Here is a 26,134-nt window from a genome sequence, read left to right as displayed (position 1 = left end):
ATGCCGCCGAAGGTAGGCTCGAGCGCGGCAATGATCTGCACCAGCTTCTCGGGGTCCTTCTCGTCGAGTTCGATGTCGAACACGTCGATGCCGGCGAACTTCTTGAACAGGCCCGCCTTGCCTTCCATGACCGGCTTGGAAGCCGCCGGACCGATGTCGCCCAGGCCCAGCACGGCGGTGCCGTTGGTGATCACGCCGACCAGGTTGCCGCGCGCGGTGTAGCGGAAGGAATTGGCCGGATCGACCACGATTTCCTCGCACGCGGCGGCGACGCCCGGCGAGTAGGCCAGCGCCAGGTCACGCTGGTTGGACAACGGCTTGGTCGGCGTGACCGAGATCTTGCCCGGCGTCGGAAACTCGTGATATTCCAGGGCAGCTTTGCGCAGCGCCTCACGCTGCTGCTGCTTCAGGTCTTCTGGGGGCGTGGGCTGCTGGGGACTGGTCATCGGCGCATCTTCCGGTCGGTGGAGCCGTTATTGACGTTACTGGAAACGAAATGGCGGGCCGGCTCCACGTACCCGCGGTCTCTTCCTCTGGAACCCCGCATTTTATATTGTGAAATATTATTTCACAATAAGCGTTTTGCGCGGAGCACCTTTGCGTTTCGGTACAATATGCCGCAAGCCGCCAGGGCTGACCAGCAGGGCGAAACCCGCCCCGGCGCGGTCCTGGAGCCGGGATGTGAGTCACGCCGGCGAGCTGCCGCACCGCATGACGCCAGCTTGCCACCGCAAGCCATTCGTGTGGCGGTATTACCCAGCCCTTCGCCGAATCTCCGCCGCCTCGAAACCTCCCCATGCCCGAAACCTCCAGCGCCCAGCTCTCCGAGTTCGACCTGATCCGCCGTTTCTTTACCCGGCCCGCGCACAAGGCCGTGCTGGGTGTGGGCGACGACTGCGCGCTGATCGAGGGGCGGCCCGGGCACCACCTGGCCATCAGCACCGACATGCTGGTCAGCGGACGCCACTTCTTCCCCGACGTGGCGCCGCGGGCGCTGGGCCACAAGGCGCTGGCCGTCAACCTGTCCGACCTGGCGGCCATGGGCGCGGAACCCCGCGCGTTCACGCTGGCGCTGGCCTTGCCCGAAGCCGATCCCGAGTGGCTGGCCGAACTGGCCGCGGGCATGCTGGAACTGGCCGATGCCCACGGCTGCGAGCTGATCGGCGGCGACACCACCCGCGGCCCCCTCACGCTAAGCCTGACGGTGTTCGGCGACGTGCCCGCGCACAAGGCGCTGCGACGCGATGCCGCGCGCCCCGGCGACGACATCTGGATCTCCGGCACACTCGGCGATGCCCGCCTGGCGCTGGGCGACTGCCGCGGCGAATGGCTGCTGCCCGAGCCCGATTTCACCGAGGTGCGCCCGCGCATGGAGACGCCGACGCCGCGCGTGGCGCTGGGCATGGCACTGCGCGGAGTGGCTCATGCCGCACTAGATATCTCCGACGGCCTGGTTGGCGATCTCGGCCATATCCTGGCACGCTCCCAGGTGGGCGCCCTGCTCAACGTCGATGCCCTGCCGCGCTCGGAGGTGATGGCCGGCCAACCCGAGGCGCGCCAGCTGGAATGCACGCTGGCCGGTGGCGATGACTACGAACTCTGCTTCACCGCGCCCGCCGGCACCCGCGATGCCGTCGCCGCCATCGGCGCGCGGCTGGGGCTGCCGCTGACGCGTGTCGGCGCCATCACCCCCGAACCCGGCTTGCGCCTGGTCAACGAGGACGGCGACCCGAGCGCTTACTCGGGCAGCAGCTTCGATCACTTCGCTTCCTCCTGACAAGCCAGCGTCCGCCGTGTCATCATGCAGCCATGCCGGGCGCCAGACCCTGCCCGGACCCGTTGTCCGGAAAAATCCCATCCGAACCATACGAGCCAATCCTTGATGTCCGCCTACCCGCCCGGGCCTTCCGCGCACGATCCCGCCCTGACCCTGGAAGCCGGCCAGGCCGCCAAGGTCCTGCGCCCCACGGCGCGCTTCATGCTCTCCCACCCCGCCCACCTGATCGCGCTGGGCTTCGGCTCCGGCCTGTCGCCGGTTGGCCCCGGCACGGTCGGCACCCTGTATGCGTGGCTGTCATACCTGGTGATCTCGATGTGGGTGCAGCCGGAGGCCTGGCTATGGCTGATCGCCGGCGGCTTCCTGCTAGGGCTGTGGGCCTGCGCCCGCACTGCGCGCGACATGGGCGTGCACGACCACGGCAGCATGGTCTGGGACGAAATCGTGGCGTTCTGGCTGGTCATGGCCTTTGTGATGCCGACCGGATTCTGGGGCCAGCTTGCGGCCTTCCTGTGGTTCCGCCTGTTCGATATCGCCAAGCCGGCGCCGATCGGGCATCTCGACCGCACGCTCAAGGGACCCGGCCTGCGCGGCGGTTTCGGCGTCATGTTCGACGATGTGATGGCCGCCTTTTACACGCTGCTGGTGTTCGCCCTGTGGCGTTCGCTGTAATCCGCACTTCCCGCAACCCTTACTGAATCCGCCATCATGTCCGTCAGCCGCTTGCTCGACCAGCTTGCCGTCCAGGTCGGTATTTCCCTGAACGAGAAGTCGCTGTTGCTCGCTACGGCGGAGTCCTGCACCGGCGGGCTCGTGGCCGCGGCCATTACGGATGTATCGGGTTCGTCAGGCTGGTTCGAGCGTGGCTTCGTCACCTACTCGAACGAAGCCAAGTCGACCATGCTGGGAGTGCCGGCCAAGCTGATCCGCGATCACGGCGCTGTCAGCGAGGAAGTGGCGCGCGCCATGGCCGAAGGTGCCCTGCTCAACAGCCGCGCCCAGGTGGCGCTGTCCATCACCGGCGTGGCCGGACCGACCGGCGGCACGCCGGAAAAGCCGGTTGGCATGGTTTGCTTCGGCTGGAGCAACCGCATCACCACCACGGTGGAAACGCAGCGCTTTCGCGGCGACCGCCAGCAGATCCGCCGCCAGGCCGCCGAGTACGCCATCCGCGGCCTGCTGGAACTGGTCCGCAACGAGGCCTGAGGCATGCAGCGGCCTGACGGCCGCCAACGATGCGGCGGTTCAGCCCTGGCGGTAGCGGTTGATGGTTTCGCGTGTCTGCAGCGCGACGTTGCGCGCGGCGCTGGCGAAATCCTTCTCGCGGCTGGCATAGAGGATGGCGCGCGAGGAATTGATCATCATGCCAGTGCCAGCGGCAGTACGCCCGGCGCGAACGGTAGCCTCGATATCGCCGCCCTGGGCACCGATGCCCGGGATCAGCAGCGGCATGTCGCCCACGATCTCTCGCACCTTGGCAATCTCCGCGGGGAAGGTCGCCCCCACTACCAGCGACATCTGGCCGTTGGTATTCCAGCGCGTGGCGGCCGCTTCGGCCACCACCTGGTACACGGGCTTGCCGTTCACCGGCAGGAACTGCACATCCGAGCCGCCAGGATTTGAGGTGCGGCACAGCACGATCACGCCGCGATCGGGATAAGCCAGGTAGGGCTCCATCGAATCCAGGCCCATGTACGGATTGACCGTGACCGCATCGGCACGGTAGCGCTCGAAGGCTTCGATGGCGTATTGCTGCGCGGTCGAGCCGATATCTCCGCGCTTGGCGTCCAGGATCACGGGAATTCCGGGGTGGGCGTCATGGATATAGGCGATCAGCTGCTCAAGCTGGTCTTCGGCCCGCTGCGCCGCAAAATAGGCAATCTGCGGCTTGAAGGCGCAGACCAGGTCGGCGGTGGCGTCAACGATCTCGCGGCAGAAGGAGAAAATGGCGCCGCCCGCGCCCGTCATCGACAGGGGCAGCTTGCCGGGATCGGGGTCGAGCCCGACGCATAGGAGGGAATCGTTGCGCTGCCAGGCTGCAGCCAACTGCTCGGTGAATGTCATGGAATGCTCGCTAATCTGGGTCGGCCGCATCGGCTGCGCGCCGAGCCCTGTGGGCCGGGTCGGCGCTCCCCCGCGGCAACAGTCGTTCTGCGATTTTACCCGTTGCGTGCTATCTTCTGCCGTTCTTCCTCGATACAAAGAGCGGCGTCGCACACAGCCGCCACCCCGCCATGTCTCTCGACCGCCGCAGCCTGGTGCTGCTCGTCATCCTCACACTCGCCTGGGGCATCAACTGGCCCATCATGAAACTCGGCGTGGCGCAGTTCCCGGCCATGGGATTCCGTCTGCTCTGCATGGCCGGCGGCGTGCTGGCGCTGGGGCTGGCCTTGCGCCTGCGCGGCGAATCGCTGCGGGTCCCGGCGGGGCAGTGGCCGACCGTGATCAAGCTGGCGATACCCAACATGGTGTTCTGGCATCTGCTGGCGATCTGCGCCGTCAAGATGCTGTCTTCCGGGCGCGCCGCCATCCTTGGCTACACCATGCCGATCTGGGCCGTGGTCTGGGGCCTGGTGCTGTTCCGCGAACGCATTGGCGCCGCCGCCTGGATCGGCATCGCCTGCGCGCTGGCCGGCACCGCGCTGCTGCTGTCGGGCGAGATCGCGGCGCTGACCGGCAGCCCGGGCGGCACCCTGCTGATGCTGGGCGCCGCGGCCGGCTGGGGCCTGGGCACGCAGATGATGAAGCGCAGCAAGATCGAAATGCCGATCGGCGTGCTGACCTTCTGGATGCTGGTGGTCACGCTGCCCTTCCTGCTGCTCGGCACGCTGCTGCTCGAGCACGGCTGGCGCCTGCCCAATGCCGTGGAGTGGGGGGCGATCGCCTATAACGCGGTAGTGGTGTTCGCCTACTGCCATCTCGTCTGGTTCATGCTGGCGCGCAGCCTGCCGCCGGTGGTGTCGAGCCTGTCGATGATGTTCATCCCGGTGGTCGGTGTGTTCTCGGGCATGTGGATGCTGGGCGAGCAGCCGCACTGGCAGGACTATGCCGCGATCGTGCTGATGTTCGCCGCCATGGCCTCGGTGCTGCTGGTGCCGCTGTTGCGCCGCTGGCGCCGGAGCGCGCGGGCGGCATGACGGCAACACTGTGCGCCGGGGCCTGCATTCACCCAGATTTCACTTAACAAGCCCCCCTCGTTGGGCTACACTCGCGGCCATCATAATCCCGGAGAAACTACGTGGGCAGTAGCATCGGGTGTTCGTGTTGCCGCAGCCAGATTGCGATCGCACCGAATGCCATGTCACTGCGGGCTGCGTAACGACGACCGCCGGAGCCGGACCATCCCGCTCCACCGCCTCGTCGGACTCGCCCGCAGCACATACTGCGGGTGAGTGTTCTTCCGTGCCCCTGACGGCCGCCGCCGCGCGCGCCGCTTCGTCCCGGACTTTCCCTCTCCCGGCTTGCCAGCCATGAACGGCAAACGCCATCGCCTTGCACGCTCGCAAAAGCGCGCAGCGCGATCACGCTTGCCAGCGGGCTCATGCTTCGCCATTGCGCGCGAAGCGTGAGTTCGCCCGGGGCCGGCCAAGCCTAGCCTGCGCGTTTCTTCGCCAAACGCAACAAGGAAGCCCTGGGATGATCAACCTGTTCGTCCTGCAGAAAGGCCGGCTCGCACAGGAGCAGGTCGACGATCGCAATGAACTTCTGCAGCACAAGCCGATCTGGATCGACGTCATCAGCCCCGATGAAGAAGAACTCGCCTGGATCAAGGAAGCGTACGGCGTAGCCCTGCCGGAACTGGAAGACCTGGGCGACCTGGAAGCCTCGGCCCGCTACTTCGAGGGCGAAGACGAGAACATCCATATCCGCACCGACTTCCTGCTCGATGAGGAAGAGATCTCGCGCAACGTGCGCGTGGCGTTCGTGCTGACCCGCGACGTGCTGTTCTCCATCCACGACGAAGACCTGCCGGTGTTCCGGCTGGTGCGGTTGCGCGCGCGCATGCGGCCGGGTTCGGTGCGCAACGCCAAGGATGTGCTGATGGATCTGTACGCCACCGATGCGGAATACTCGGCGGACTCCATCGAGGAAGTCTACGAACGGCTGGAGGAAGCCAGCAAGCGCGTGCTGGCCGAAAACGTGACCGATGCCGCCGCCGCCGACGTGCTGGAAACCATCGCCCGCGAGGAAGACCTGAACGGCCGCATCCGCCGCAACGTCATGGATACGCGCCGCGCGGTCTCCTTCCTGATGCGCAGCCAGTTGCTGTCGGCCGAGCAGCAGGACGAAGCCCGCCAGATCCTGCGCGATATCGACTCCATCGAGAACCACACCGCGTTCCTGTTCGACAAGATCAACTTCCTGATGGATGCCACGGTCGGCTTCATCAACATCAACCAGAACAAGATCATCAAGCTGTTCTCGGTGGTGTCGGTGGCGCTGATGCCGCCCACGCTGATCGCCAGCATCTACGGCATGAACTTCAAGCTGATGCCGGAACTGGACTGGTCCGCGGGCTATCCGTGGGCGATCGGGCTGATGGCGGTGTCGGCGGCGATTCCGCTGGTGTATTTCAAGCGCAAAGGCTGGCTGAGCTAAGTGGCGGCGCGGCTGCCGCCGCGCTCAGCTCAGTCCGGCAGCGTGGCCGCGCCCATGCGGCGCGCGATGATATTGGCCTTGGCCTTGAAGTTCACGCGCACATTGGCGCAGTACTGCTTCTTGTCGAAGCACTTCGGCGCCGGCAGCGCGGCGGCCAGGCGCGCTGCCTGGCCCACGCTGAGCCTGGCCGCGCTGGTCTTGAAGTAGTGCTGGGCAGCGGCCTCGACCCCGAATACACCTTCGCCCCACTCCACTGAATTCAGGTAGATCTCGAAGATGCGTTGCTTGTCGAGCCAGAACTCGAGCATCCAGGTAATGGCCAGTTCCTGCCCCTTGCGCAGGTAATGCTGCTCTGATGAGAGAAAAAGGTTCTTCGCCAGTTGCTGGGTAATGGTGGAGCCGCCGCGCACGATGTGGCCGCGCTTCTTGTTGCGCTCCCACGCTTCGAGCATGGCGTCGAGTTCGTAGCCGGGATGGTTGACGAAATCGGCGTCCTCGCTGGCGATCACCGCGCGCTTGAGGCTGCGCGAGATATCGTCATAGCCGACCCAGCGGCGGTCCACCTGGCAGCTCCAGAATTGAAAGCCGCACAGCCGCCACTGCTCGGCCCGCATGAACGCCGTGGACGACGGGTTCACGTATTGCCAGGCAGCGATCTGCAGGAAGAAATAGACCTGCATGGCCAGCACGCCGGCGATCAGCGTGCCGAGCAGGTAGGCGAGCCAGCGCAGCGGCTTCAGACCGCCGCCGCGCGTGGCAGGCCCCGAACGGTCGGTACGCTTGCGCTCAGCCATGTTCGATGCCTGCAGGCCGCAGCGCCGCGCTCAACGCGCGGCTTCGGCCTGGAGTTCGGCGCGCAGCGCTGCCAGCACGGGGGCGGTGGCAGGCCGCACGCCGCGCCAGTTGTAGAAGGCTTCGGCGGCCTGCTCGACCAGCATGCCCAGCCCATCCGCGGTGCGCGCGCCGCATTGGGCGGCGAACTTCAGGAACACCGTGGGCTCGGCGCCGTACATCATGTCGTAGGCGAGCACATCCTTGCCCAGCAGTTCCGCCGGCACCGGCGGCAGTTCGCCCTGCAGGCTGCTGCTGGTGGCATTGATCACCACGTCGCAGGCGTCGTCCTCGGACAAACCCGCGAGCGCGTCGAAGCCGCCGCCCCACAATTCCACGCCGTACTCGTCGGCCTGCTGAGCCACGTTTTCCAGGATGTCACTGGCGCGCTGGGGTGTGCGGTTAGCCACCACGATGCGATCGGGCCGGCAGGCAATCAGCGGCAGCATGGCGCCCATGGCCGCGCCGCCGGCGCCCAGCAACAGGATGCGCTTGCCTTCGAGCAAGGTATCGAGATTGATCTCGATGTCCCGCGTGAGGCCGACGCCGTCGGTGTTGTCGCCATGGATCACGCCGTCCTCGATCCACATGGTATTGACCGCGCCGGCGCTTTCGGCGCGCGGCGTCAGGCGCTCCGCCAGGTCATAGGCTTCGAGCTTGAAGGGCACTGTCACGTTCAGGCCGTGGCCACCACCCTCGAAGAAGGCACGCACGGTGGCAACGAATCCGTCCAGCGGCGCCAGCAGGCGCTCGTACTCGACGGCCTCGCCGGTCTGCTGCGCGAAAGCGGCATGGATGGCGGGCGAGCGGCTGTGTGCGATGGGATTGCCGATCACCACATAGCGGTCGGCCTGGGTCTGGGATTGCATAGTCGTAGTAGAGGACATCATCGGGCCTGTAAGCGAGTTTCCAGCCCACTGCGCGAAAACTTGAAGGTGGAGATGACTTCGAGAATATCCTGGCGCGCCTGCATCTGCGCTGAGAACTGGCCAAACGGCGCCGCGGCCCGCACGATCGCCACCGCCTGGCGGTCCAGCGCGGGATCGCCCGAGCTCTTGACCACGTCGATGGCATCGATGTTGTAGCCGTCGCGGTTATAGCCGAGCTTGCCCTGCCGGTTGACGTTGATCACCAGGATCAGTTGCCCGTACAGCGGCTTGCCGTTGCGCTGGGGAAAATCGGTGGTGCCGCGCGCCTCGATCTTCTGGCGCAGGCGGTCGTAGTACTGCGCATATTCCACTTCCTGCGCGCTGGTGGCGGTGAGCTGATAGCGCTTGGGACGCTTGGCGTATTGCTCGAGGTTGCGGCCGATCTCGGCTTCGAGCTTGGCCATCTCATCGAGCGAGGTACGTTCGTCCTGCCCGCGCAGTGGATGCTCCATGCGCTGCTGGCCGGGCTTGAGCGGCTGGCTGTGCACGGACGGCGCGGCTTCGCGCGACTGCGTCATCAGGCGCTGCTGCTCCTGCTCCATCTGCTCCACGCGGCGCTGCATCTGGCGCACCAGGTCGCCGTCCTTGGTGACGGTCTGGGCCGGCAGTGGCGTGGTCGCGCGCTGCTGGTCCTGCTCGCCGCCACCGTCGAGGTTGGCCTGGGCCAGCACGGTGGGATTCTGCGGACGCTGCGCCGACTTGGAATTGACCAGCACCACGTCGAGCGCGGCATCGGTGCGCTTGATCTCGAACGCCTCCGGCGCCACCACGCGCACGGTCAGTAGCAGAACATGGGCAAGCACCGAGACGACCAGCGCCTTGGCCATCGTGCTGCTGGCGTTCCACCACTGGCGGGGAGAAAAAGCGGCTTTCACGATGGGCGGGACGTTGGCTGGACGGCGTCGATGGGACAAGACCGGGGCCGGGGTCGGTCGGACCCCGGTTCAGACTGCGATTGTAAGGGAGCGCCTCGTTTTTTCCGAGAACCTCAGCCCGCGCCGCCGGCGCCGGTGTCGCGTGTCTCCGACGAAGCGCCTTCGCTTGTGGCACCTTCGGCACTCGCGGCGTCGCCCTCGGCGCTGCCTTCCGCGGCCACGCCCTCGGCGGCGGCTTCGGCTACCTCCTCGGCGGCAGCTTCAGCGGCAGCTTCGGCCGACACTTCGCTGGCTTCGTCGTCGCCTTCCAGTTCTTCCGACGGCAATTCGCCTTCGCCGGCAAAGATCTCCAGGACCCGGCACGACACCTCCAGCGAGATTTCGTCGGTTGCGCCGATTTCCAGCAGCACCTGGGTTCCGCGCGAGGCCTGGACCAGTTCGGGCACGCGCGTGACCAGCGGGATCTCGGCAAAGCGCACCGCGCCTTCCTTGAGCACCGAGCCCATCAGGCGTTCGCGCTTTTCCTGTTGCAGCCAGCGCAGGCACCAGTAGCGTTCCATGGTCGACTGGTGATCGGCATAAGCGGCGTAGGTGCCTTCGAAGTCGGCTACGGCAGCCAGCAGGTCGGAGTCCTTGGGCTTGAACGGCGCCACCAGCTTGGCCGTGATCCCATGCTGGGCCACCGCCAGGATCTGCCACTGGTTGACCAGGTCGACATAGCGCCGCAGCGGCGAAGTGCTCCAGGCGTACTGCGCCACGCCCAGCCCTTCATGCGGGGCCGGATAGGTCTGCATGCGGGTGCGGTGCATGCCCCAGGCCTTCTGCGTGCGGTAGATGCCCGGCACGCCGTGGTCTGCGAGCAGCTTGCCCCAGGTGCTGTTGGCCAGGATCATCAGTTCGGCCACGATCTTGTCGAGCGGAGAGCCGCGCCGGCGCTGCTCGATGCGCACTCGCTCGCCGCCGTCGGCCAGTTCGTCGAGGTAGAAGTTGTAGTCGGCGCGGTTGTGCGACTCGGGCCGCAGCCCGCTCGCCAGGCGCGCCTTCTGGCGTTCATCGTGCAGCCATCCGGAGAAGTGCCACAGCTGGGTCAGCGCCTCGCGGAACGGGTAGTCGCCGGTGCCCGCGGCAAGCGCGGCCTCGGTCACCACGTCCTCAAGCAGGTTGTGGCGCAGGTTGGCCGCGATCATGACCATTTCGGCACGGGTCTCGCTGCTGACGATGGCTTGCTGGGCCGGATCGTAGACCACGTACAGCGACAAGGCCGGGCACTCGCGCCCTTCCTGCAACGTGTAGCGCTCCACCACGTCGTCGGGCAGCATGGTGATCTTGTCGCCGGGGAAATACACGGTCGACAAGCGCTGGCGCGCCACGGCATCGAGCGGCTCGCCACGGCGGATGCCGAGGCCGGGGGCCGCGATATGGATGCCCACGCGGATCTGGCCACCGTCGAGCGGCGTGACCGACAGCGCATCGTCGATCTCGGTGGTAGTGACGTCGTCGATGGAAAACGCCTCCACCTCCGCGCGCGGCAGGTCGCCGACGGGTTCCGGCACGGGCACGTCGGGAAAGCCCGTGCCCTTGGGAAAGCATTCGGAGAGGAATTTGGCCTCATGCAGCGCGCGCGGGCTGGCAATGCCGCCCACTGCCACCATCAGCCGCATCGGCGACATGCCAAGCGCGGTGCAGGCGGCGTCCATCGCCTTGTATTCGAGGCTGTTCTTGTCGGGCTTGAACAGCAGTTGCAGTGCCTTGCCGCGGAAGGCGTCGGGCAACGTCATGGCCTTGAGCTGGGCTTCGTACTCGGCCTGCACCAGGGCTTGCTGCTTCTTGCGCTCGAGCGCGGCGAGCGCAGCCTTCAACTGGTCTTCCGGCGCGCGCTGGTAGCGCCCGCGGCCCTTGCGGCGGAAATACACGGGATTGCCGTGCAGCGTCTGCGCCAGCGCAGCTTGCTGCACCACGCTCGCACCCGCACCGTAGTATTCGGTCGCCAGGTCGACAAAGCCGAATTCTTCTTCCGACGCGCATTCCCACAGGAATTCCAGGTCGACCTCGCCGGCCAGCTCGGCGGTCTGGCGCACCAGCTCGATCGCCGACGGCTGCGCGAATTGCAACAGTACGTCACGCGACTTGACCTTGGTGCGCTTGCCCGCGGGCAGCTCCACCTGGTACGACTCGCCCTGCTGGGTCAGCACGGTGCCGGCGCGAATCTCGCCGCCTTCTTCGAACAGCAACTGCATGGATCGGTACTTTCAGAAATGCCGGGAACCGTTCTGGAAAACAAGCGCCCTGGCGCCTTGTAACGCCTGTGGGAACGGCCCGGTGAGGGAAATGGTGCAAGGCCGCCCTCAGGCGAGACGGCAACCGGACCTGAGATGATACCGCACCGCGCCGGCCGCAAGCCCGGCGCGGGTCAAGCTGTTACAGCGACATGCCGCCGCTGGCCTCGATCGCCACGCCATTGACGTAGCTAGCGTCGTCGCTGGCCAGGAAGGTATAGATGCTGGCGATTTCCGCCGGTTCGGCCAGCCGGCGCAGCCAGCAGGACGATTTCATGCCGTCGAGCACCTTCTCCGGCACGGTCTGCAGGATCTCGGTCGCGACGAAGCCCGGGCAAACCGCGTTGACGCGCACGCCCTTCGGACCCAGCTCGCGCGCCCACGTCTTGGTAAAGCCGATCACGCCGAATTTGCTGGCCGCATAGTTGGTCTGGCCGAAGTTGCCGTACAGGCCCACCACACTAGATGCATTAAGGATCACACCGCTGCCCTGTTCGGTCATGATCGAAGCCACCGCCTGCGCGCAATTGAATACGCCCTTGAGGTTGACGTCGATAACCGCGTCGAACTGAGCCTCGCTCATCTTGGCCAGCCGCGCATCCTTGGTGATGCCGGCGTTGTTGACGAGGATGTCGATGCGGCCGTGTTTGGCGAGCGTGGCCGCGACCATGGCGTCCACTTCGTCGCGGCGCGTCACATCGACCTTGAAGGCACTGACGGTGGCACCCGTCGCGGCGAGGGTCCCGGCGGCGGCACGCACGCGCTCGTCCTTCACGTCGCAAAGCACCACCAGCGCGCCTTCTGCGGCAAAGCGCTGCGCGGTGGCAAAGCCGATGCCGGCGGCAGCGCCGGTGATGATGGCAACACGTCCCTGCAATTTCATGATGTTGGTCTCTTCTTCTTGGTAGTGGTCGTGGGATGTTCTTGCTTTGGATGGGTACTTGCGAGCTACTGGTCCGAACCGCCCTGATCGGACGCGGGCGCATTCGGGCTTTCCGGCGCGGGCCGCTGCCGCAGGTCCGGCAGGAATACCTCGGTCACCAGCATGACCCCGCCGCCGCGCCGGAAGACCGAGCGCCGCGCCGGCAACATGGAGGACGGCGGCGGTTCGCGCATCGCCGGGACCGCCTGCTCCAGCCGGCGCCGCAACGGGTGATGCGGCAACAAGCGCGCAAATGCGAACGGCTCGCGCAGCACGCGGGGATCGACAAACAGTGCACCGCCCAGGGGTCGCTCGCCCAAGCCGCGCAGGAACGGCCAGTCGCGCCGGGCATGGTCGGGTTTCACCACCGTATGGGCAAAGATGGCCGGGACGCCATCGCAGACCAGCAGTACCTCCCGCGCCAGCGCGCGATGGCGCGCTGGCAGGCCCAGCGCCTGCCATTCGTCGGCCAGGGCAAGCTCCATGCGCTGCGCCAGGCAACGCACCCGGAACCGGCTCGACGCCGCCACCAGCCGTGCAGTCAGCGAGCCGTCACCAATGACCCAGCGGCGCAGGTTCGCGCTGATGGCGGGATCTTCGGGTAAATGGGAGTGCCAACCGCTGCGGCGCACATGCGCCCCGCTCATACCGCGCTCATGCCTGCGGCTCCAGGTTGGCCGGGCTGATCTGTCCAGCGGGACCATAGCCGCAGAAGGCCAGGACTTGGTCGACGTAGCCGGCGAATTCGCTGATGCCGTGGTCGCTGCCCTCAATGACGCGCGTATGCGCGCCGGGGAACGCCGCCAGCATCTCGCGATAGTCCAGCACCTCGTCGCCGGTGGCGGCCATGAGGAAATAGCGCTCCGGCCGGGTGATGGCTTCGACCCGCAACGCCAGTAGTTCGTCCAGATGATGTCGTTCCACGCGCACCGAACCTCCGCCATGCCAGAGCGGCTGGTCGCCCAGGTAGCGCTCGAGGTCGGTCCACGGATGCACCGCCGGATTAAGCAGCACCGCGCGGCAGCCGTGGCGCTCGGCCAGCCGGCGGGCATAGAAACCGCCCAGCGAAGACCCGACGATGGTGAGCGGCTGCGCGCCGCCCGCCTGGGATGCCGCGATCGCCGCTTCCGCCTGGGCGATGGCCGCCGCCGGCGACACATTCAGCACGGGGCAGGCGTAATGGCGGCCAACGCCCCATTCGCGCATGCGCTCCTGGATCAGCCGCGCCTTGAACGACTGCGGCGAGGAGCGAAAACCGTGCAGGTACAACAACATGCCGGCCCCCGCTCAGGCTGTGGCGCCGGCAGCGAAGGCATCCAGCAGCTTCTGGTGCACGCCGCCGAAACCGCCGTTGCTCATCACCAGCACGTGGTCGCCAGGGCGCGCCGCGGCGCGCACCGCCCGCACCAGCGCGGGAAGATCGCTGAAGGCGGCAGCCCGCTCGCCCAGCGGCGCCAGTGATTCGGCCAGGTCCCAGCCCAGGGCATCCTTGCCGCTGGCCGCGCCGTAGCCGAATACGAGGTCGGCCGCCTCCAGGCTGGCCGGCAGTTGCGCCTTCATGACGCCCAGCTTCATGGTGTTCGAGCGCGGCTCCAGCACGGCCAGGATGCGCGCCCCGCCAACCCGCTTGCGCAGGCCGTCGAGCGTGGTCTGGATCGCGGTGGGATGGTGAGCAAAGTCGTCATAGACCGTGATGCCGTCGACCACGCCCCGCACTTCCATGCGGCGCTTCACATTGGCAAAGCGCGACAGGGAATCGATCGCCTGGGCCGGCGGCACGCCCACATGCCTTGCCGCCGCGATCGCAGCCAGCGCGTTCAGGCGGTTATGCGTGCCCTGCAAGTCCCAGGTGAGCCGTCCCTGCAGTGCCTCGCCGAACCAGACATCGAAGCTGTCTTGCGCCGCGCCGCCAGTGGCGCCGGCAGGCTCCCCGGCACGCCAGTCGCCCATGCCGAACTGCTCCGTCTCGCTCCAGCAGCCCCGCTCCAGCACGCGCGCCAGACTCTCTTCCGCCCCGTTGACGATCAGGCGGCCCTGCTCCGGCACGGTTCGCACGAGGTGGTGGAACTGGGTCTCGATCGCGGCAAGATCCGGGAAGATGTCGGCGTGATCGTATTCCAGGTTATTCAGGATGGCCGTGCGCGGACGGTAGTGGACAAACTTGCTGCGCTTGTCGAAGAACGCCGTATCGTATTCATCGGCTTCGATCACGAAGAAATCGGACTCGGTCACGCGCGCCGACACCCCAAAGTTCTGGGGCACGCCGCCAACCAGGAAACCCGGGTTGTAGCCCGCACCCTCCAGGATCCAGGCCAGCATGGAAGTCGTTGTGGTCTTGCCGTGGGTTCCCGCCACCGCGAGCGTCCATTTGCCGCGCAGCACATGCTCGCCCAGCCACTGCGGGCCGGATGTATAGGGCAGGTTGCGGTTGAGGATGGCTTCCATCAGCGGATTACCGCGCGAGACCACATTGCCGATCACGAACAGATCCGGCGCCAGCGCCAGTTGGCTCGGATCGAAGCCCTCGATCAGTTCGATGCCCTGGGCCTCGAGCTGCGTGCTCATGGGCGGATAGACATTGGCATCGCAACCGGTCACGCGGTGGCCAGCCTGCTTGGCCAGTACGGCAAGGCCGCCCATGAATGTGCCGCAGATACCGAGGATGTGAATATGCATGGGATTTGGGATTCGGCGGGCCTGGGCGGCCGGGCCTGTGGCTTCTGAATGAGGGGGAATTGTACCTGAGGGGGGCAGGGGGAATCCCGAGGGATGCCTGCGGCACCGGGCGGAAATCCACTTCCGCAGGGTGCCCAGCGAGCCCCGGAAGCCGTTCGGTTCGAGCCGTGCAACCCGCCCCGGAAGGTCGCTCCCCGCAGGGGGAGCCGTCTTTGACTTTGAAGTTAAACCGCTAAAGCTGGCTTTAACGGGAAATCCGCCAGCCAACGGAATCTCAAGCCTCCCAGCCCACTCTAAGAAACCAAACCCCGCTCGGGGCGCTTCCCCCAATCCCTCCGGTATCATCTCCACATGCCCCGCCGCCCCACCCTGGACCCCATCCGCCTGCGCGAAGAAATTGCGCAGGCCGCCGCCCGCATGATCGCGGAAGACGGTGCCGACTACGCCACCGCCAAGCGCAAGGCCGCGCGCCAGTTGCTGGGCGACATCCGCGTAACCGGCGAGTGGCTCCCCGACAACGAGATGGTCGAGGCCGAGGTCCGCGCCTACCAGGCGCTGTTCCATTCGGACAGCCAGCCGCGCGTGCTGGCGCTCCTGCGCCGCCTGGCCATACTGGTCATGAGTGACCTGGCCGCATTCCGCCCCTACCTGGCCGGGGCGGTACTCAACGGCACTGCCACCGAGCATTCGGACGTCTACCTCCAGTGCTTCTGCGACAGCCCCAAGGACCTCACCCTCCACCTGCTCAACGCCGGTGTCGATTTCGATACCAGCGAAAGCCGGCACTTTGCCGGCCGTGGCGAGGTCGAGACCTTGAGCTTCCTCTGGAAGGGCCAGTGGCCCACCCAGAGGGAGGCGCGGCTGCTGGCGGGGGAAATCCGCGCCGAGCTTGGCCAGCCCGTTGGCATTCATATAGCGCTGTATGATGCGGATGATGAACGTGGCGCGGTCCGGGCAGATGCCGGCGGCCGCGTTGCCCGTGCCGACCTGAGCGCCGTGCAGGCACTCGCGGCGGCGGCCGCGTCCGACACGCCCGACACGCCCGAAGCAGCCTGAGCACCCGAACGGCGTGGTGCCTTCCGTTCCGCCCCGGGCCTTTTCTGCCATCTATCAGCCGCTAACTTCCTGCTGCCATGCCCCCTTCCAATAGCACTTCCGTCCGCCGCAGCCGCCTCTGGGTCTGGCTCGCCGTTGCTGTCGTCGCTGCCGCTGCCGGCGCACTGGCCGGTCATTATGTGTTCTCGCCCAAGCCAGCATCCGACGAGGCGGTGGAGGCGTTCCTGCGTACGCAACTGCCTGACCCGACCGGCGCGCAGGTCGATTTCGCGAAGTTGCGGGGCAAAACCGTAGTTGTGAACTTTTGGGCACCCTGGTGCGGGCCATGCGTCGAGGAGATGCCCGACCTGACCGCGCTGCACAAGGAGTACTCGGGGCGCAAGGTGGAATTTGTCGGCATCGGCATCGATTCGGCCAACAATATCCAGCAGTTCATCCAGAAAGTGCCGGTCTCTTACCCGCTGGTGGTGGCGGGCTTTGCCGGTACGGAGTTGTCGCGTAATTTCGGCAATGCCGCCGGCGGGCTGCCCTATACAGTGATCATTGCGCCCGACGGCACGGTCAGCTACCGCAAAATGGGCAGGGTTTCCCCTGATGAGCTGCGCGCCGCGCTGCCTCGCGGCTAGGCATAAGATTCTTGATTTGGGGCCATTTTCATCTAATCTTTAGCGATCATCAGGCAAATTAACCGATTTCCGATGGCACAGATCGAAAGTGCCGGATCAGACCAAAAAACTCGCCCGCCTGGAAGCTGCCTATGTCTGCGCTGCTAGACAAATCACTCTAAGCTACGGTAATCTCCGCGCAATTTCGTTGAAATGGTCGAGCCGCCGTGATCGATACGCCTCCCGAACGCCGCTCCGCCCGCTACCGCAAGGTGCTGGTCCTGCATGGACCTAACCTGAACCTGCTGGGCACGCGCGAACCGGAAACCTATGGACACACGAAACTGGTCGATATCGACTTTGCTCTTGCACAGCGCGCAAGGCAGGCCAATATCGCCCTGGCTACGTTCCAGTCCAACCACGAGGGGGCACTGGTCGATCGTATCCATGCAGCGCGCGACGAGGGCGTTGACTTCATCATCATCAACCCGGCCGCCTACACGCATACCAGCGTGGCGTTGCGCGATGCGCTGGCCGGGGTGGCGATCCCTTTCGTGGAGGTCCACTTGTCGAACGTGCATCGGCGCGAGGACTTCCGTCACCACTCCTTTTTCTCGGATGTGGCGATCGGCGTGATCTGCGGACTTGGCTGGCAAGGCTACCTGCTGGCGCTGGACTATGCCCTCGGGCAGGAGCTGGAGCAGGCGCCCCTAAAGGCCTGACCCGGCCGCTTTATTTCATGACATTTACCGCGCCCCCGGCGCCTGTCACGTCCCCGCTGTCTCGCGCGGCGGACGTAGGCAGCCCGCCGGACGCATGAGTTTTTCCCGGACGAAGCCGCCAGAGCGGCAAGCCGGACAACCCGATTCAGGAGGATAGAAGATGGACCTGCGCAAGCTGAAGACGCTGATCGACCTGGTGGCCGAGTCCGGCATCTCCGAGCTGGAAGTCACCGAAGGCGAAGGCAAGGTGCGAATTGTCAAGGCACCGCCGCAGGTCATCGCCGCGCCGATGGCGATGCAACCGATGCAGGCACTGCCCCCGGCCGCCGGCCCCGCCGCGGCGCCCGTTGCCGGCGCCGAGCCGACCGCACCGCAACTGCCGGTTGGCCATGTGGTGACCTCGCCGATGGTCGGCACCTTCTATCGCGCCCCCTCGCCGGGCGCCGCGGCCTTCGTCAACGTGGGCGATACCGTCAAGGAAGGCCAGACTGTCTGCATCATCGAAGCGATGAAGCTGCTCAACGAAATCGAGTCCGACAAGGCTGGCGTGATCAAGGAAATCCTGGTCGAGAATGGCCAGGCGGTGGAATACGGCCAGCCGCTCTTCATCATCGGCTGATACTGACCGGCATGCCGCGCCGCCCGCAGCCTGCGCCGGATGTTCCGGCCGACCGCGCCGGCGCAGGCGAACCGGACGTGCCGCACGGGCCTCGCCCCGGTGCCAGCTCCCCCGCCCGCACTCCGGCCACCGCGCCGGGGGCGCCATGATCCGCCGCGGTGGGACCGCCTTTCTCCTCGCAGAGAGTGACTATGTTTGAAAAAATTCTGATCGCGAATCGCGGTGAAATCGCCCTTCGCATCCAGCGCGCCTGCCGCGAGCTTGGCATCAAGACCGTAGTGGTGTATTCGGAAGCCGACAAGGAAGCCAAATACGTCAAGCTGGCCGACGAAGCCGTCTGTATCGGCCCGGCGCCTTCGCCGCTGTCCTACCTCAATATGCCGGCCATCATCTCGGCCGCCGAGGTGACCGACTCGCAAGCCATCCACCCAGGCTACGGCTTCCTGTCGGAAAACGCCGACTTCGCCGAACGCGTGGAAAAATCCGGCTTCGTCTTTATCGGCCCGACCTCGGAAAGCATCCGCCTGATGGGCGACAAGGTCTCGGCCAAGCAAGCCATGATCAAGTCCGGCGTGCCGTGCGTGCCGGGCTCCGAAGGCGCCCTGCCCGACGATCCCAAGGAAATCCTGGCGATCGCGCGCGCCGTCGGCTACCCGGTCATCATCAAGGCGGCGGGCGGCGGCGGTGGCCGCGGCATGCGCGTGGTGCACACTGAAGCGGCCCTGGTCAACGCGGTCAACATGACGCGCGAGGAAGCCGGCCGTGCCTTCGGCAACCCGGAGGTCTACATGGAGAAATTCCTGGAGAACCCCCGGCACGTCGAAATCCAGATCCTGGCCGACCAGCATCGCCAGGCGATCTGGCTGGGCGAGCGCGACTGCTCGATGCAGCGCCGCCACCAGAAGGTGATCGAGGAAGCGCCCGCGCCGCATATCCCGCGCCGCCTGATCGAGCGTATCGGCGACCGCTGCGCCGAGGCCTGCAAGAAGATCGGCTACCGTGGCGCCGGCACCTTCGAGTTCCTGTACGAGAACAACGAGTTCTACTTCATCGAGATGAACACGCGCGTGCAGGTGGAGCACCCCGTCACCGAGATGATCACCGGCATCGACATCGTGCAGGAGCAGATCCGCATCGCCTTTGGCGAGAAGCTGCGCTGGCGCCAGAAGGACGTGCAACTGCGCGGCCACTCCATCGAATGCCGCATCAATGCCGAGGATCCGTTCAAGTTCACCCCGTCGCCCGGCCGCATCACCGCCTGGCACATGCCCGGCGGTCCCGGCGTGCGGGTCGACTCGCACGCGTATGATGGCTACTTTGTGCCGCCCAACTACGATTCGATGATTGGCAAGATCATCACCTACGGCGCTACCCGCGAGCAGGCCATTGCCCGCATGCGGATCGCGCTGTCGGAAATGGTGGTGGACGGCATCCAGACCAACGTACCGCTGCACCGCGAGCTGATGCTCGATGCCAACTTCGTCGAAGGCGGCACCAGCATTCACTATCTCGAACACCGCCTGGCCCAGAAGAACGTGGCCAAGGGCGGCAAGATCTGAAGCCCCGGCGCGGCCAGCATTAACGGATCGACAAGGATCGCCTGTGGCATTTCAGGAATGTGTGATCGAAATCGCACAAGACCAGGCAGAAGCCTGGTCTGACGCACTGTTCGACCTCGGCGCGCTGTCGGTATCGGTGGAAGACGCCGATGCCGACACGCCCGACGAGCAGCCGCTGTTCGGCGAGCCCGGCATGGAGCCGACTCGCCTGGCATGGAACCGCTCGCGCGTGGTGGCGCTGTTCGACGACAGCACCGATCCCGTGCTGGTGGTGGCCGCTGCTGCCAATGCGCTGGGTATCGACCCGGTGCCGCCGTACCAGTTGCGGCCGGTCGAGGACCAGGACTGGGTGCGCCTGACGCAATCCCAGTTCGAGCCTATCCGCATCGGCGAGCGCATCTGGGTGGTGCCGTCGTGGCACGAAGCGCCCGAACCCGACGCGGTGGTGCTGGAACTCGATCCCGGCCTCGCCTTCGGTACCGGCAGCCATCCCACCACGCGGCTGTGCATGCAGTGGCTGGAACAGAACATCAAGGCGGGTGAAACCGTGCTCGACTACGGTTGCGGCTCGGGCATCCTCGCCATCGTGGCGCGCAAGCTCGGCGCGGGCGACACGCTCGGCATCGATATCGACCCCAACGCGGTGGAAGCCTCGCGGTACAACGCTGAGCGCAATCGCGTGGAAGCCACTTTCGCGCTGCCGGAAACCGTTTCCGAGGCCAGCTACGACCTCGTCGTCGCCAATATCCTCTCCAATCCGCTCAAGCTGATGGCGGCCATGCTGAGCGCCCGCGTGCGTCCCGGCGGCCGACTGGTGCTGTCGGGCGTGCTGGAGCGGCAGGCGGAGGAAGTCGCCGCTGCCTACGCGCCCTGGCTGCCCATGTCAGTCTGGCGCAGCGAGGAAGGCTGGGTGTGCCTGCACGGCACCCGCGGTGAAGGCCCCGGCGTCCAGCCCTGAGCCCCGCCAATGGCCGCAGCCAAGCTCGTCACGCGTTGCCCGGCCTGCCGCACGGCGTTCCGGCTGGTTGCCGATCAGTTGCGGCTGCGGCAGGGCCTGGTCCGCTGCGGCCAGTGCGACACCGTTTTCGACGCGCGTGAACACCTGATCGAACTGCCGGCGCCCGAACCGGCCAGCGAGGCCGCGGTCGCCGCCGAGGCTGCCGCAAGCGTGGCTGCCCCAGCGCCGCCGCAGGAGACGGCCCCGGAAAAGCCCCACCGCCGCTCGCCGCGCACGCCGCACGAGAAGTCCCACGAAGAAGCGATCGAGGGTGCTCACGACACGGCACACGGGCGCGCGCCGCGAACCCCACGCAAACGGCACCATGCCGAGGCGCCCCCTGAAACGGCAGCACCTGACGCGCCTGGCCCGCATGCTGCCGAGGCCCTCGCCGCGCCCCAGGAAGCGCCGCATGACGAGGCTGCCGAATCCGGTGAGGACCGCCCCTACATCCCTCCTTTCGATCCCGGCTTCGATCCCGGTTACGACGTGCCGGCGCTCGACGCGCCCACCGTGATGCTGTACCAGACGCAAGCGGAAGCCGATGAGGCTGCGCACGCCGTCAACCTGCAGGCGGAGCCGGAAACAGGCGCCGTGGAGGCCGAGGAAGCGGCTTCCGCCGTGTTCGTGCCCGGCATTGTCGATGGCGAGGAGGCTGACGTTTCCGCCACGGACCAGGCAATCGAAGCATCTGGCGCAACTGAAGCAGTCGAACCAACCCAGGCAACCGAGTTAGCCGATGCAACCGAAGCATCCGATGCAACGCATACAGCCAGCGTAGCCGACATAGCCGGTGCCGCCGCCGACGCCTGGCACGAAGCCGGCGTCCCGGCAGCGGGCGACACACCCGCCGCCACGCCGCAAGCCACCCCCTGGCCACAACTGGACCCCGGGACGCTGGCCGACGACCTGCCACCGCAGGCCGCGCCCCAGGCCATCGCCGGGGCCACCGCCCTGGACGACGATGCGGAACGTGAAGCGCAGGCCGCCCATGGACATGCGGCGCAACTGCCGCCACTAGCGGCCGGCGACAACGATGCAACGCATGCCGCGGACATCGCCGATACCGCGGACACGGCGCAAGCCAGCGATGCGGTGAACGACGTAGCCACCGCCGGCCACGCCCCCGCCAGTGCCCGCGCCGAAGCCGACGCCGCGGCGGTCCCGAGCGCGAGCGGCTACCTGCGCGCCGAAGCGCAAAGCGACTTTCCCGAGATTCCCGAGCCCGTGGCGCGCGAACAGGCGTCGCGCCTGCGGGCGGCGAGCGAGGAGGCCGCGGCGCCGGCCTTCGCGCCGGACTTCCTGCGGCACGCACGCGAGCGCGGGCCGGGCCCGGCCCGGCGCAAGCGCACGCTGCAACGCCTGGCGATCGCCTTGCTGGTGCTGGCAGGACTGGTGCAAGTAACCTATCTGGCGCGCAGCCAGCTGTCGGGGCGCTTCCCGATGCTGCGCCCGGCCTTCGAGGCGGTCTGCGCACCGCTGGGATGCGAGGTGGCGCCGTGGCGCGACATCGACGCCCTGCGCATCGAAAGCTCGCTGCTGCAAAAGCAGGACGAGGACTCCGACGCATACCTGCTTGCCGTCACCTTGCGCAACCAGGGCCGGGCGACCGTGGCACTGCCGGCCATCGAGCTGGTCATGACCGACCTGCAGGACCAGTTGCTGTTGCGCAAGGTACTGCAGCCGGCCGATTATCTCGACGCCGGACAGCAGGCCTTTGCCACGCACGGCCTGCGCGCAGGCACGGAGCTTCCGGTTCGGGTACGATTCCGTTCGCAGCAGGCGGCGGCGAACTACCGCGTGCTGATCTTCTACCCCTGAATTCCACACGGGCCCGCCGCTCATCCCGGGCGCCCCCGAATCACGGGCCCGCATTTCACACAGGAGCACATATGAGCAACGTCACCCTCGGCGGCAACGCCATCGAAGTCGGCGGCAAATTTCCGCAAGCAGGCGACAAGGCCCCCGCGTTCTCGCTGGTCGGCAAGGACCTGAAGGACGTCACGCTGGGCGACTTCGCCGGCAAGCGCAAGGTGCTCAATATCGTCCCCAGCCTGGACACCCCGGTGTGCCAGGCCTCCGCGCGCAAGTTCAACGAAGCCGCCAGCGGCCTCGCCAACACCGTGGTGCTGACTATCTCGGCCGACCTGCCCTTCGCCATGGGCCGCTTCTGCACCGCTGAAGGCCTGGCCAACGTGGTGCCGCTGTCGCTGATGCGCGGCGCCGATTTCAAGGGTAACTACGGCGTGGACGTCAAGACTGGCCCGCTCGCCGGCGTGACAGCGCGCGCCGTGGTGGTGCTCGATGAAAACGACAACGTGAAGTACAGCGAACTGGTCTCGGAAATCAAGAACGAGCCGAACTACGACGCCGCACTGGCCGCGCTGAAGTAAGCGCGCCACCAGCCAGGCGCGGCCACCCGGATGACCGGGTGGCCGTTTTTACATTCAGTGGGCACCGCCACGAGCGGGCGCCCCATAGCAAGCACTGCAAGAATTGGAGAGAGCATGTCCAGCCTGATCTGTGGCTCCGTCGCCTACGACACCATCATGACGTTCGAGGGGCATTTCCGCGAACATATCCTGCCCGACCAGATCCACATGCTGAACGTGTCCTTCCTGGTCCCGTCCATGCGCCGCGAGTTCGGCGGCTGCGCAGGCAATATCGCCTACTCGCTGAAGCTGCTGGGCGGCGAGCCCGTGGTCATGGCCACCGTGGGCGCCGACGCCGAGCCTTACCTGCAGTACCTGCGCGCGCTCGACATCAGCACCGAGCACATCCGTACCCTGCCCGATACCTATACGGCGCAGGCCATGATCACCACCGACCTGGACAACAACCAGATCACGGCGTTTCACCCGGGCGCGATGAACCAGTCGCAGCTCTCGCAGGTGCAGGATGCGCTCGGCGGCAGCAACGCGCCTACCCTGGGCATCGTCGCTCCGGACAGCCGCGAAGGCATGCTGCACCACGCCCGTCAGTTCGCCGAGGCCGGCGTGCCCTTCATCTTCGACCTGGGCCAGGCCATGCCGCTGTTCAACGGCGACGACCTCCGCCAGTTCGTTGAACTCGCCAGCTACGTGACGGTCAATGACTACGAAGCGCAAGTTCTGTTGTCGCGTACCGGCTGGACCAGCGAGGAAGTTGCCGCGCAAGTCCAGGCCTTCATCGTGACCCACGGTGAGCAGGGCGCGAGCGTCTTCGCCAACAAGCAGAAGTACAATATCGCTTCCGTAAAAGCGGATCGGGTCATCGATCCCACGGGCTGCGGGGATGCGTTCCGCGGCGGCCTGCTTTACGGCATCGAACGGGGCTTCGACTGGGAAACAACAGGCCGCCTTGCCAGCCTGATGGGTTCCATCAAGATCGCGCACCAGGGTCCGCAGAACCACAAACCGTCGCGCGACGAAATCGGTGAACGCTTCCAGTCGGCTTTTGGTTATCGCTACGAGTAACACCTTTACGGGATGGATCCCATGCATACCCTGCTTCGCACCAGCGCCATCGCGCTCGCTGCAGCCGCCACCCTGGTGGCCGGCTGCGCTTCGCAGTCGAACTCCGCCAGCATCTATACGCCGGGCCAGGCTCAGCGCGAGCAGACCTTGCGCTACGGCGTGGTCGACACCGTGCGCGAGGTGCTGATCCAGGGTAACCAGACGGGCGCCGGCACCATCGCCGGCGGTGCCATCGGCGGCATCGCCGCCGGCAGCACCATCGGCAGCGGCGGCGGCTCGGTAGCCGCGGGCGTGCTGGGCGCGGTGCTCGGCGGTATCGCCGGCAGCATGGCGGAGAACAAGATCAACCAGCGCCGTGGCCTGGAGATCACCGTGCGACTGGACAACGGCGAGATGCGCGCCATTGTCCAGGACGCCGACGAAGCCTTCCGCCCGGGCGAACGCGTGCGCCTGCTGTCTTCCGGCGGCACGACCCGCGTTACGCACTGAGCACGGCACCCGGGCCGCGCGCAGCGCGCCTGTCCGCTGCAGCGGGGGCTGGCGCTACACGGGTACGAGAAGGCCGCCCAACGGCGCCTGCGACAGTTTAAGGCGACCTCGGGCCGCAACCCCGACCCTGACCTGCCAAAGCGCTGCCTCCTCTACGGAGGCAGCGCTTTTTTCTTGCCGCGATCCGCGCCCGCCCGAGCCTCGCCTGTGGAAGCAGGCCGACGGCCTGGCCGTCCGGATGCACTCAGCTTCCTGTCGCCAGCAACGTCGCGGCCACTTCGTCGGGATCCCGCCCCGCCGCGGCCAGCACCAGGGTCTTGCGTCGTGAGGCCTGACCGCTCTTCAGCGTGACCGAACGGCGCGGCAGGCCCAGCGACGCGGCCAGCCACTGGCACAGGGCTTCGTTGGCCTTGCCGTCCACGGGCGGTGCCGCCAACCTGATCTTCAGCACACCGTCATACTCGCCCGCGGCCGCGGTCGTCCTGGCGCCGGGCTGCACATGCACCGTCACCACGATCTCATCTTGCCCGGAGCCCTTGCCCTGGCGGCACCATGCGGCCATCTACGCCTCTCCTGCTTTCCGGATGTTCAAATGCGCAATCGCCAGGGTGATCCGGTGCCCGGGCGCGCATGAAAAAACCCGCCGGGCTTTCACCATCGGCGGGTTGGCAAGACTGACGTCTTGCGGACCGGATACGCAGTATCCGGTCAGTGCGACACGCGATGCGTGCCCTGGCAATTCCCAGCGCTGGCCGTTGCCGGCACGCTTACGGACGGGTGCCCGTCGGGAAGGGCCATGCCGCAGCCGGGTTCAGCGCGGTCTTGGCAGCCGTAGCGGGTGCGACAGCAGGCGCAGCGGCAGGCTTCGAAGCCGGCGCAGCCTTCTTGGCGGCAGCCTTCTTGGCCGGAGCCTTCTTGGCAGCAGCCTTCTTGGCCGGTGCGGCCTTCTTGGCAGCAGCAGCCTTCTTGGCCGGTGCAGCTGCCTTCTTGGCCGGTGCGGCCTTCTTGGCGGCTACCTTCTTGGCCGGTGCGGCCTTCTTGGCGACAACCTTCTTGGCTGCAACTTTCTTGGCCGGTGCGGCCTTCTTCGCTACGACCTTCTTGGCGGCGGCCTTCTTGGCCGGCGCTGCCTTCTTGGCCGGCGCTGCCTTCTTCGCTACGACCTTCTTGGCGGCGGCCTTCTTGGCCGGTGCTGCAGCCTTCTTGGCCGGCGCAGCCTTCTTCGCCACTACCTTCTTGGCGGCGACCTTCTTCACAGCGGCCTTCTTGGCCGGGGCGGCTGCCTTCTTGGCGGCCGGCTTGGCGGCCTTCTTAGCCGCCGGTTTCTTCTTTGCAGTCGTTGCCATGGATAACTCCTTCACTAGAGAGTGAATATCGAATGACCTAAGTTGGCGACCCGACCGACCCGAGGCGCGTTACCGCGATGCGACCCCAATCGAGCGAGCGATTCATCGGCGCACGGAAACATTGCGACCCCACGCTAATGAATTCGGTGTCAGGGGCACCGCGGCGAGCGGTGCGATAGTGGCCAAGCGGAGCCCGCAGCCGGGCTTCTGACGCTTGCCGCGCCCTGGAATATTCGATCTGCCCGCGCCATCCGCCGGATCGGCACGCGGCATGAAAAGAAGAGATATCGGCCGGCATTTCCATGATGCGGGCAAAGCCACGCGCACCACGTACGGCATTCGTTTGGGGGTAGTTCGCCCATCCCGTTACTGGGCCAAAGGAGACTGCACGCGTTTTAGTA

Annotated in this window: 26 protein-coding genes and 1 pseudogene; 15 read left to right on the top strand and 12 right to left on the bottom strand. The window is 66.5% G+C overall.

Annotation, left to right across the window (positions count from 1 at the left end; translation table 11 throughout):
• Positions 1-446, bottom strand: a pseudogene (locus AC1DS6_RS13600) (NADP-dependent malic enzyme); the annotation flags it as partial.
• A 350-nt stretch (positions 447-796) separates the two neighbouring features.
• On the opposite strand from AC1DS6_RS13600, the gene thiL reads away from it, so the two are divergent.
• The 3 genes from thiL to AC1DS6_RS13585 all read left to right on the top strand — a co-directional run bounded on the left by thiL (position 797) and on the right by AC1DS6_RS13585 (position 2,983).
• Positions 797-1,777, top strand: coding sequence for a thiamine-phosphate kinase (thiL, locus tag AC1DS6_RS13595; protein WP_441635564.1), 981 nt, complete (start codon positions 797-799; stop codon positions 1,775-1,777).
• A gap of 105 nt (positions 1,778-1,882) precedes the next feature.
• Positions 1,883-2,449 carry a phosphatidylglycerophosphatase A family protein gene (locus AC1DS6_RS13590; RefSeq protein ID WP_035875449.1) on the top strand — a complete coding sequence of 189 codons (567 nt, stop codon included), beginning with the start codon at positions 1,883-1,885 and terminating at the stop codon, positions 2,447-2,449.
• A 36-nt stretch (positions 2,450-2,485) separates the two neighbouring features.
• On the top strand, positions 2,486-2,983 hold the full coding sequence (locus AC1DS6_RS13585) for a CinA family protein (RefSeq protein ID WP_035875451.1): 498 nt from the start codon (positions 2,486-2,488) through the stop codon (positions 2,981-2,983).
• Between the two features lie 39 nt (positions 2,984-3,022).
• Here AC1DS6_RS13585 and pyrF read toward each other — a convergent pair whose 3' ends face one another.
• The gene (pyrF, locus tag AC1DS6_RS13580) at positions 3,023-3,841 is read right to left on the bottom strand and encodes an orotidine-5'-phosphate decarboxylase (RefSeq protein ID WP_441635561.1); all 819 of its coding nucleotides are present in this window, start codon (positions 3,839-3,841) and stop codon (positions 3,023-3,025) included.
• 170 nt (positions 3,842-4,011) lie between these two features.
• Between pyrF and AC1DS6_RS13575 the strand changes: the two genes are divergently transcribed.
• Both AC1DS6_RS13575 and corA read left to right on the top strand, forming a co-directional pair.
• A complete protein-coding gene (locus tag AC1DS6_RS13575) occupies positions 4,012-4,914 on the top strand; it encodes a DMT family transporter (protein WP_045237114.1) in 903 nt (300 codons plus the stop codon).
• 499 nt (positions 4,915-5,413) lie between these two features.
• A complete protein-coding gene (gene corA / locus AC1DS6_RS13570; RefSeq protein WP_035875456.1) occupies positions 5,414-6,376 on the top strand; it encodes a magnesium/cobalt transporter CorA in 963 nt (320 codons plus the stop codon).
• 29 nt (positions 6,377-6,405) lie between these two features.
• Here corA and mtgA read toward each other — a convergent pair whose 3' ends face one another.
• The 8 genes from mtgA to mpl all read right to left on the bottom strand — a co-directional run bounded on the left by mtgA (position 6,406) and on the right by mpl (position 14,885).
• Complete coding sequence (gene mtgA / locus AC1DS6_RS13565; RefSeq protein WP_441635568.1) at positions 6,406-7,107, bottom strand: monofunctional biosynthetic peptidoglycan transglycosylase; 702 nt, start codon at positions 7,105-7,107, stop codon at positions 6,406-6,408.
• Between the two features lie 93 nt (positions 7,108-7,200).
• Positions 7,201-8,094, bottom strand: coding sequence for a shikimate dehydrogenase (gene aroE, locus AC1DS6_RS13560; protein WP_081862466.1), 894 nt, complete (start codon positions 8,092-8,094; stop codon positions 7,201-7,203).
• Positions 8,094-8,963, bottom strand: coding sequence for an energy transducer TonB (locus AC1DS6_RS13555; protein WP_441635566.1), 870 nt, complete (start codon positions 8,961-8,963; stop codon positions 8,094-8,096). The genes aroE and AC1DS6_RS13555 overlap by 1 nt, the downstream gene beginning before the upstream one ends.
• Before the next feature lie 161 nt (positions 8,964-9,124).
• Positions 9,125-11,248, bottom strand: a complete 2,124-nt coding sequence (locus tag AC1DS6_RS13550) for a ribonuclease catalytic domain-containing protein (protein ID WP_441635558.1) — start codon at positions 11,246-11,248, stop codon at positions 9,125-9,127.
• A 181-nt stretch (positions 11,249-11,429) separates the two neighbouring features.
• On the bottom strand, positions 11,430-12,170 hold the full coding sequence (gene fabG, locus AC1DS6_RS13545; RefSeq protein ID WP_441635557.1) for a 3-oxoacyl-ACP reductase FabG: 741 nt from the start codon (positions 12,168-12,170) through the stop codon (positions 11,430-11,432).
• Positions 12,171-12,235: 65 nt separating this feature from the next.
• Entirely contained in the window at positions 12,236-12,856 is a 621-nt protein-coding gene (locus AC1DS6_RS13540) for a chorismate--pyruvate lyase family protein (protein ID WP_441635555.1), read from the bottom strand.
• 7 nt (positions 12,857-12,863) lie between these two features.
• A complete protein-coding gene (locus AC1DS6_RS13535; RefSeq protein WP_441635553.1) occupies positions 12,864-13,484 on the bottom strand; it encodes a YqiA/YcfP family alpha/beta fold hydrolase in 621 nt (206 codons plus the stop codon).
• A gap of 12 nt (positions 13,485-13,496) precedes the next feature.
• Positions 13,497-14,885, bottom strand: a complete 1,389-nt coding sequence (mpl, locus tag AC1DS6_RS13530; RefSeq protein WP_441635551.1) for a UDP-N-acetylmuramate:L-alanyl-gamma-D-glutamyl-meso-diaminopimelate ligase — start codon at positions 14,883-14,885, stop codon at positions 13,497-13,499.
• A gap of 351 nt (positions 14,886-15,236) precedes the next feature.
• Between mpl and AC1DS6_RS13525 the strand changes: the two genes are divergently transcribed.
• From AC1DS6_RS13525 to AC1DS6_RS13480, 10 genes are all read left to right on the top strand, one after another.
• On the top strand, positions 15,237-15,941 hold the full coding sequence (locus tag AC1DS6_RS13525) for a UDP-N-acetylmuramate--alanine ligase (protein ID WP_441635549.1): 705 nt from the start codon (positions 15,237-15,239) through the stop codon (positions 15,939-15,941).
• Between the two features lie 77 nt (positions 15,942-16,018).
• On the top strand, positions 16,019-16,567 hold the full coding sequence (locus tag AC1DS6_RS13520) for a TlpA family protein disulfide reductase (RefSeq protein WP_441635547.1): 549 nt from the start codon (positions 16,019-16,021) through the stop codon (positions 16,565-16,567).
• A gap of 206 nt (positions 16,568-16,773) precedes the next feature.
• On the top strand, positions 16,774-17,268 hold the full coding sequence (aroQ, locus tag AC1DS6_RS13515) for a type II 3-dehydroquinate dehydratase (RefSeq protein ID WP_441635545.1): 495 nt from the start codon (positions 16,774-16,776) through the stop codon (positions 17,266-17,268).
• Between the two features lie 160 nt (positions 17,269-17,428).
• Complete coding sequence (gene accB, locus AC1DS6_RS13510; RefSeq protein WP_441635543.1) at positions 17,429-17,887, top strand: acetyl-CoA carboxylase biotin carboxyl carrier protein; 459 nt, start codon at positions 17,429-17,431, stop codon at positions 17,885-17,887.
• A 191-nt stretch (positions 17,888-18,078) separates the two neighbouring features.
• Positions 18,079-19,446, top strand: coding sequence for an acetyl-CoA carboxylase biotin carboxylase subunit (accC, locus tag AC1DS6_RS13505; RefSeq protein WP_477102593.1), 1,368 nt, complete (start codon positions 18,079-18,081; stop codon positions 19,444-19,446).
• 43 nt (positions 19,447-19,489) lie between these two features.
• Entirely contained in the window at positions 19,490-20,404 is a 915-nt protein-coding gene (prmA, locus tag AC1DS6_RS13500; RefSeq protein ID WP_276291423.1) for a 50S ribosomal protein L11 methyltransferase, read from the top strand.
• Positions 20,405-20,413: 9 nt separating this feature from the next.
• Positions 20,414-22,264: a DUF3426 domain-containing protein gene (locus tag AC1DS6_RS13495; RefSeq protein WP_477102592.1), complete on the top strand. Its 1,851-nt coding sequence runs from the start codon at positions 20,414-20,416 to the stop codon at positions 22,262-22,264.
• A gap of 71 nt (positions 22,265-22,335) precedes the next feature.
• Positions 22,336-22,836 (top strand): thiol peroxidase, encoded by a 501-nt coding sequence (gene tpx, locus AC1DS6_RS13490; protein WP_035875481.1) that lies wholly within the window; start codon positions 22,336-22,338, stop codon positions 22,834-22,836.
• Positions 22,837-22,950: 114 nt separating this feature from the next.
• Entirely contained in the window at positions 22,951-23,898 is a 948-nt protein-coding gene (locus AC1DS6_RS13485; protein WP_477102591.1) for a carbohydrate kinase family protein, read from the top strand.
• Between the two features lie 21 nt (positions 23,899-23,919).
• On the top strand, positions 23,920-24,387 hold the full coding sequence (locus AC1DS6_RS13480; protein ID WP_441625527.1) for an outer membrane lipoprotein: 468 nt from the start codon (positions 23,920-23,922) through the stop codon (positions 24,385-24,387).
• 244 nt (positions 24,388-24,631) lie between these two features.
• Here the strand turns inward: AC1DS6_RS13480 and AC1DS6_RS13475 are convergent, their stop codons facing one another.
• Positions 24,632-24,949, bottom strand: coding sequence for a DUF167 domain-containing protein (locus AC1DS6_RS13475; protein ID WP_441625529.1), 318 nt, complete (start codon positions 24,947-24,949; stop codon positions 24,632-24,634).
• 205 nt (positions 24,950-25,154) lie between these two features.
• Entirely contained in the window at positions 25,155-25,733 is a 579-nt protein-coding gene (locus tag AC1DS6_RS13470; RefSeq protein WP_441625531.1) for a histone H1-like DNA-binding protein, read from the bottom strand.
• Between the last annotated feature and the right edge of the window lie 401 nt (positions 25,734-26,134).

Source organism: Cupriavidus sp. 05L310 (assembly GCF_056398185.1).
This window is presented reverse-complemented; position numbering and strand designations above follow the sequence as displayed.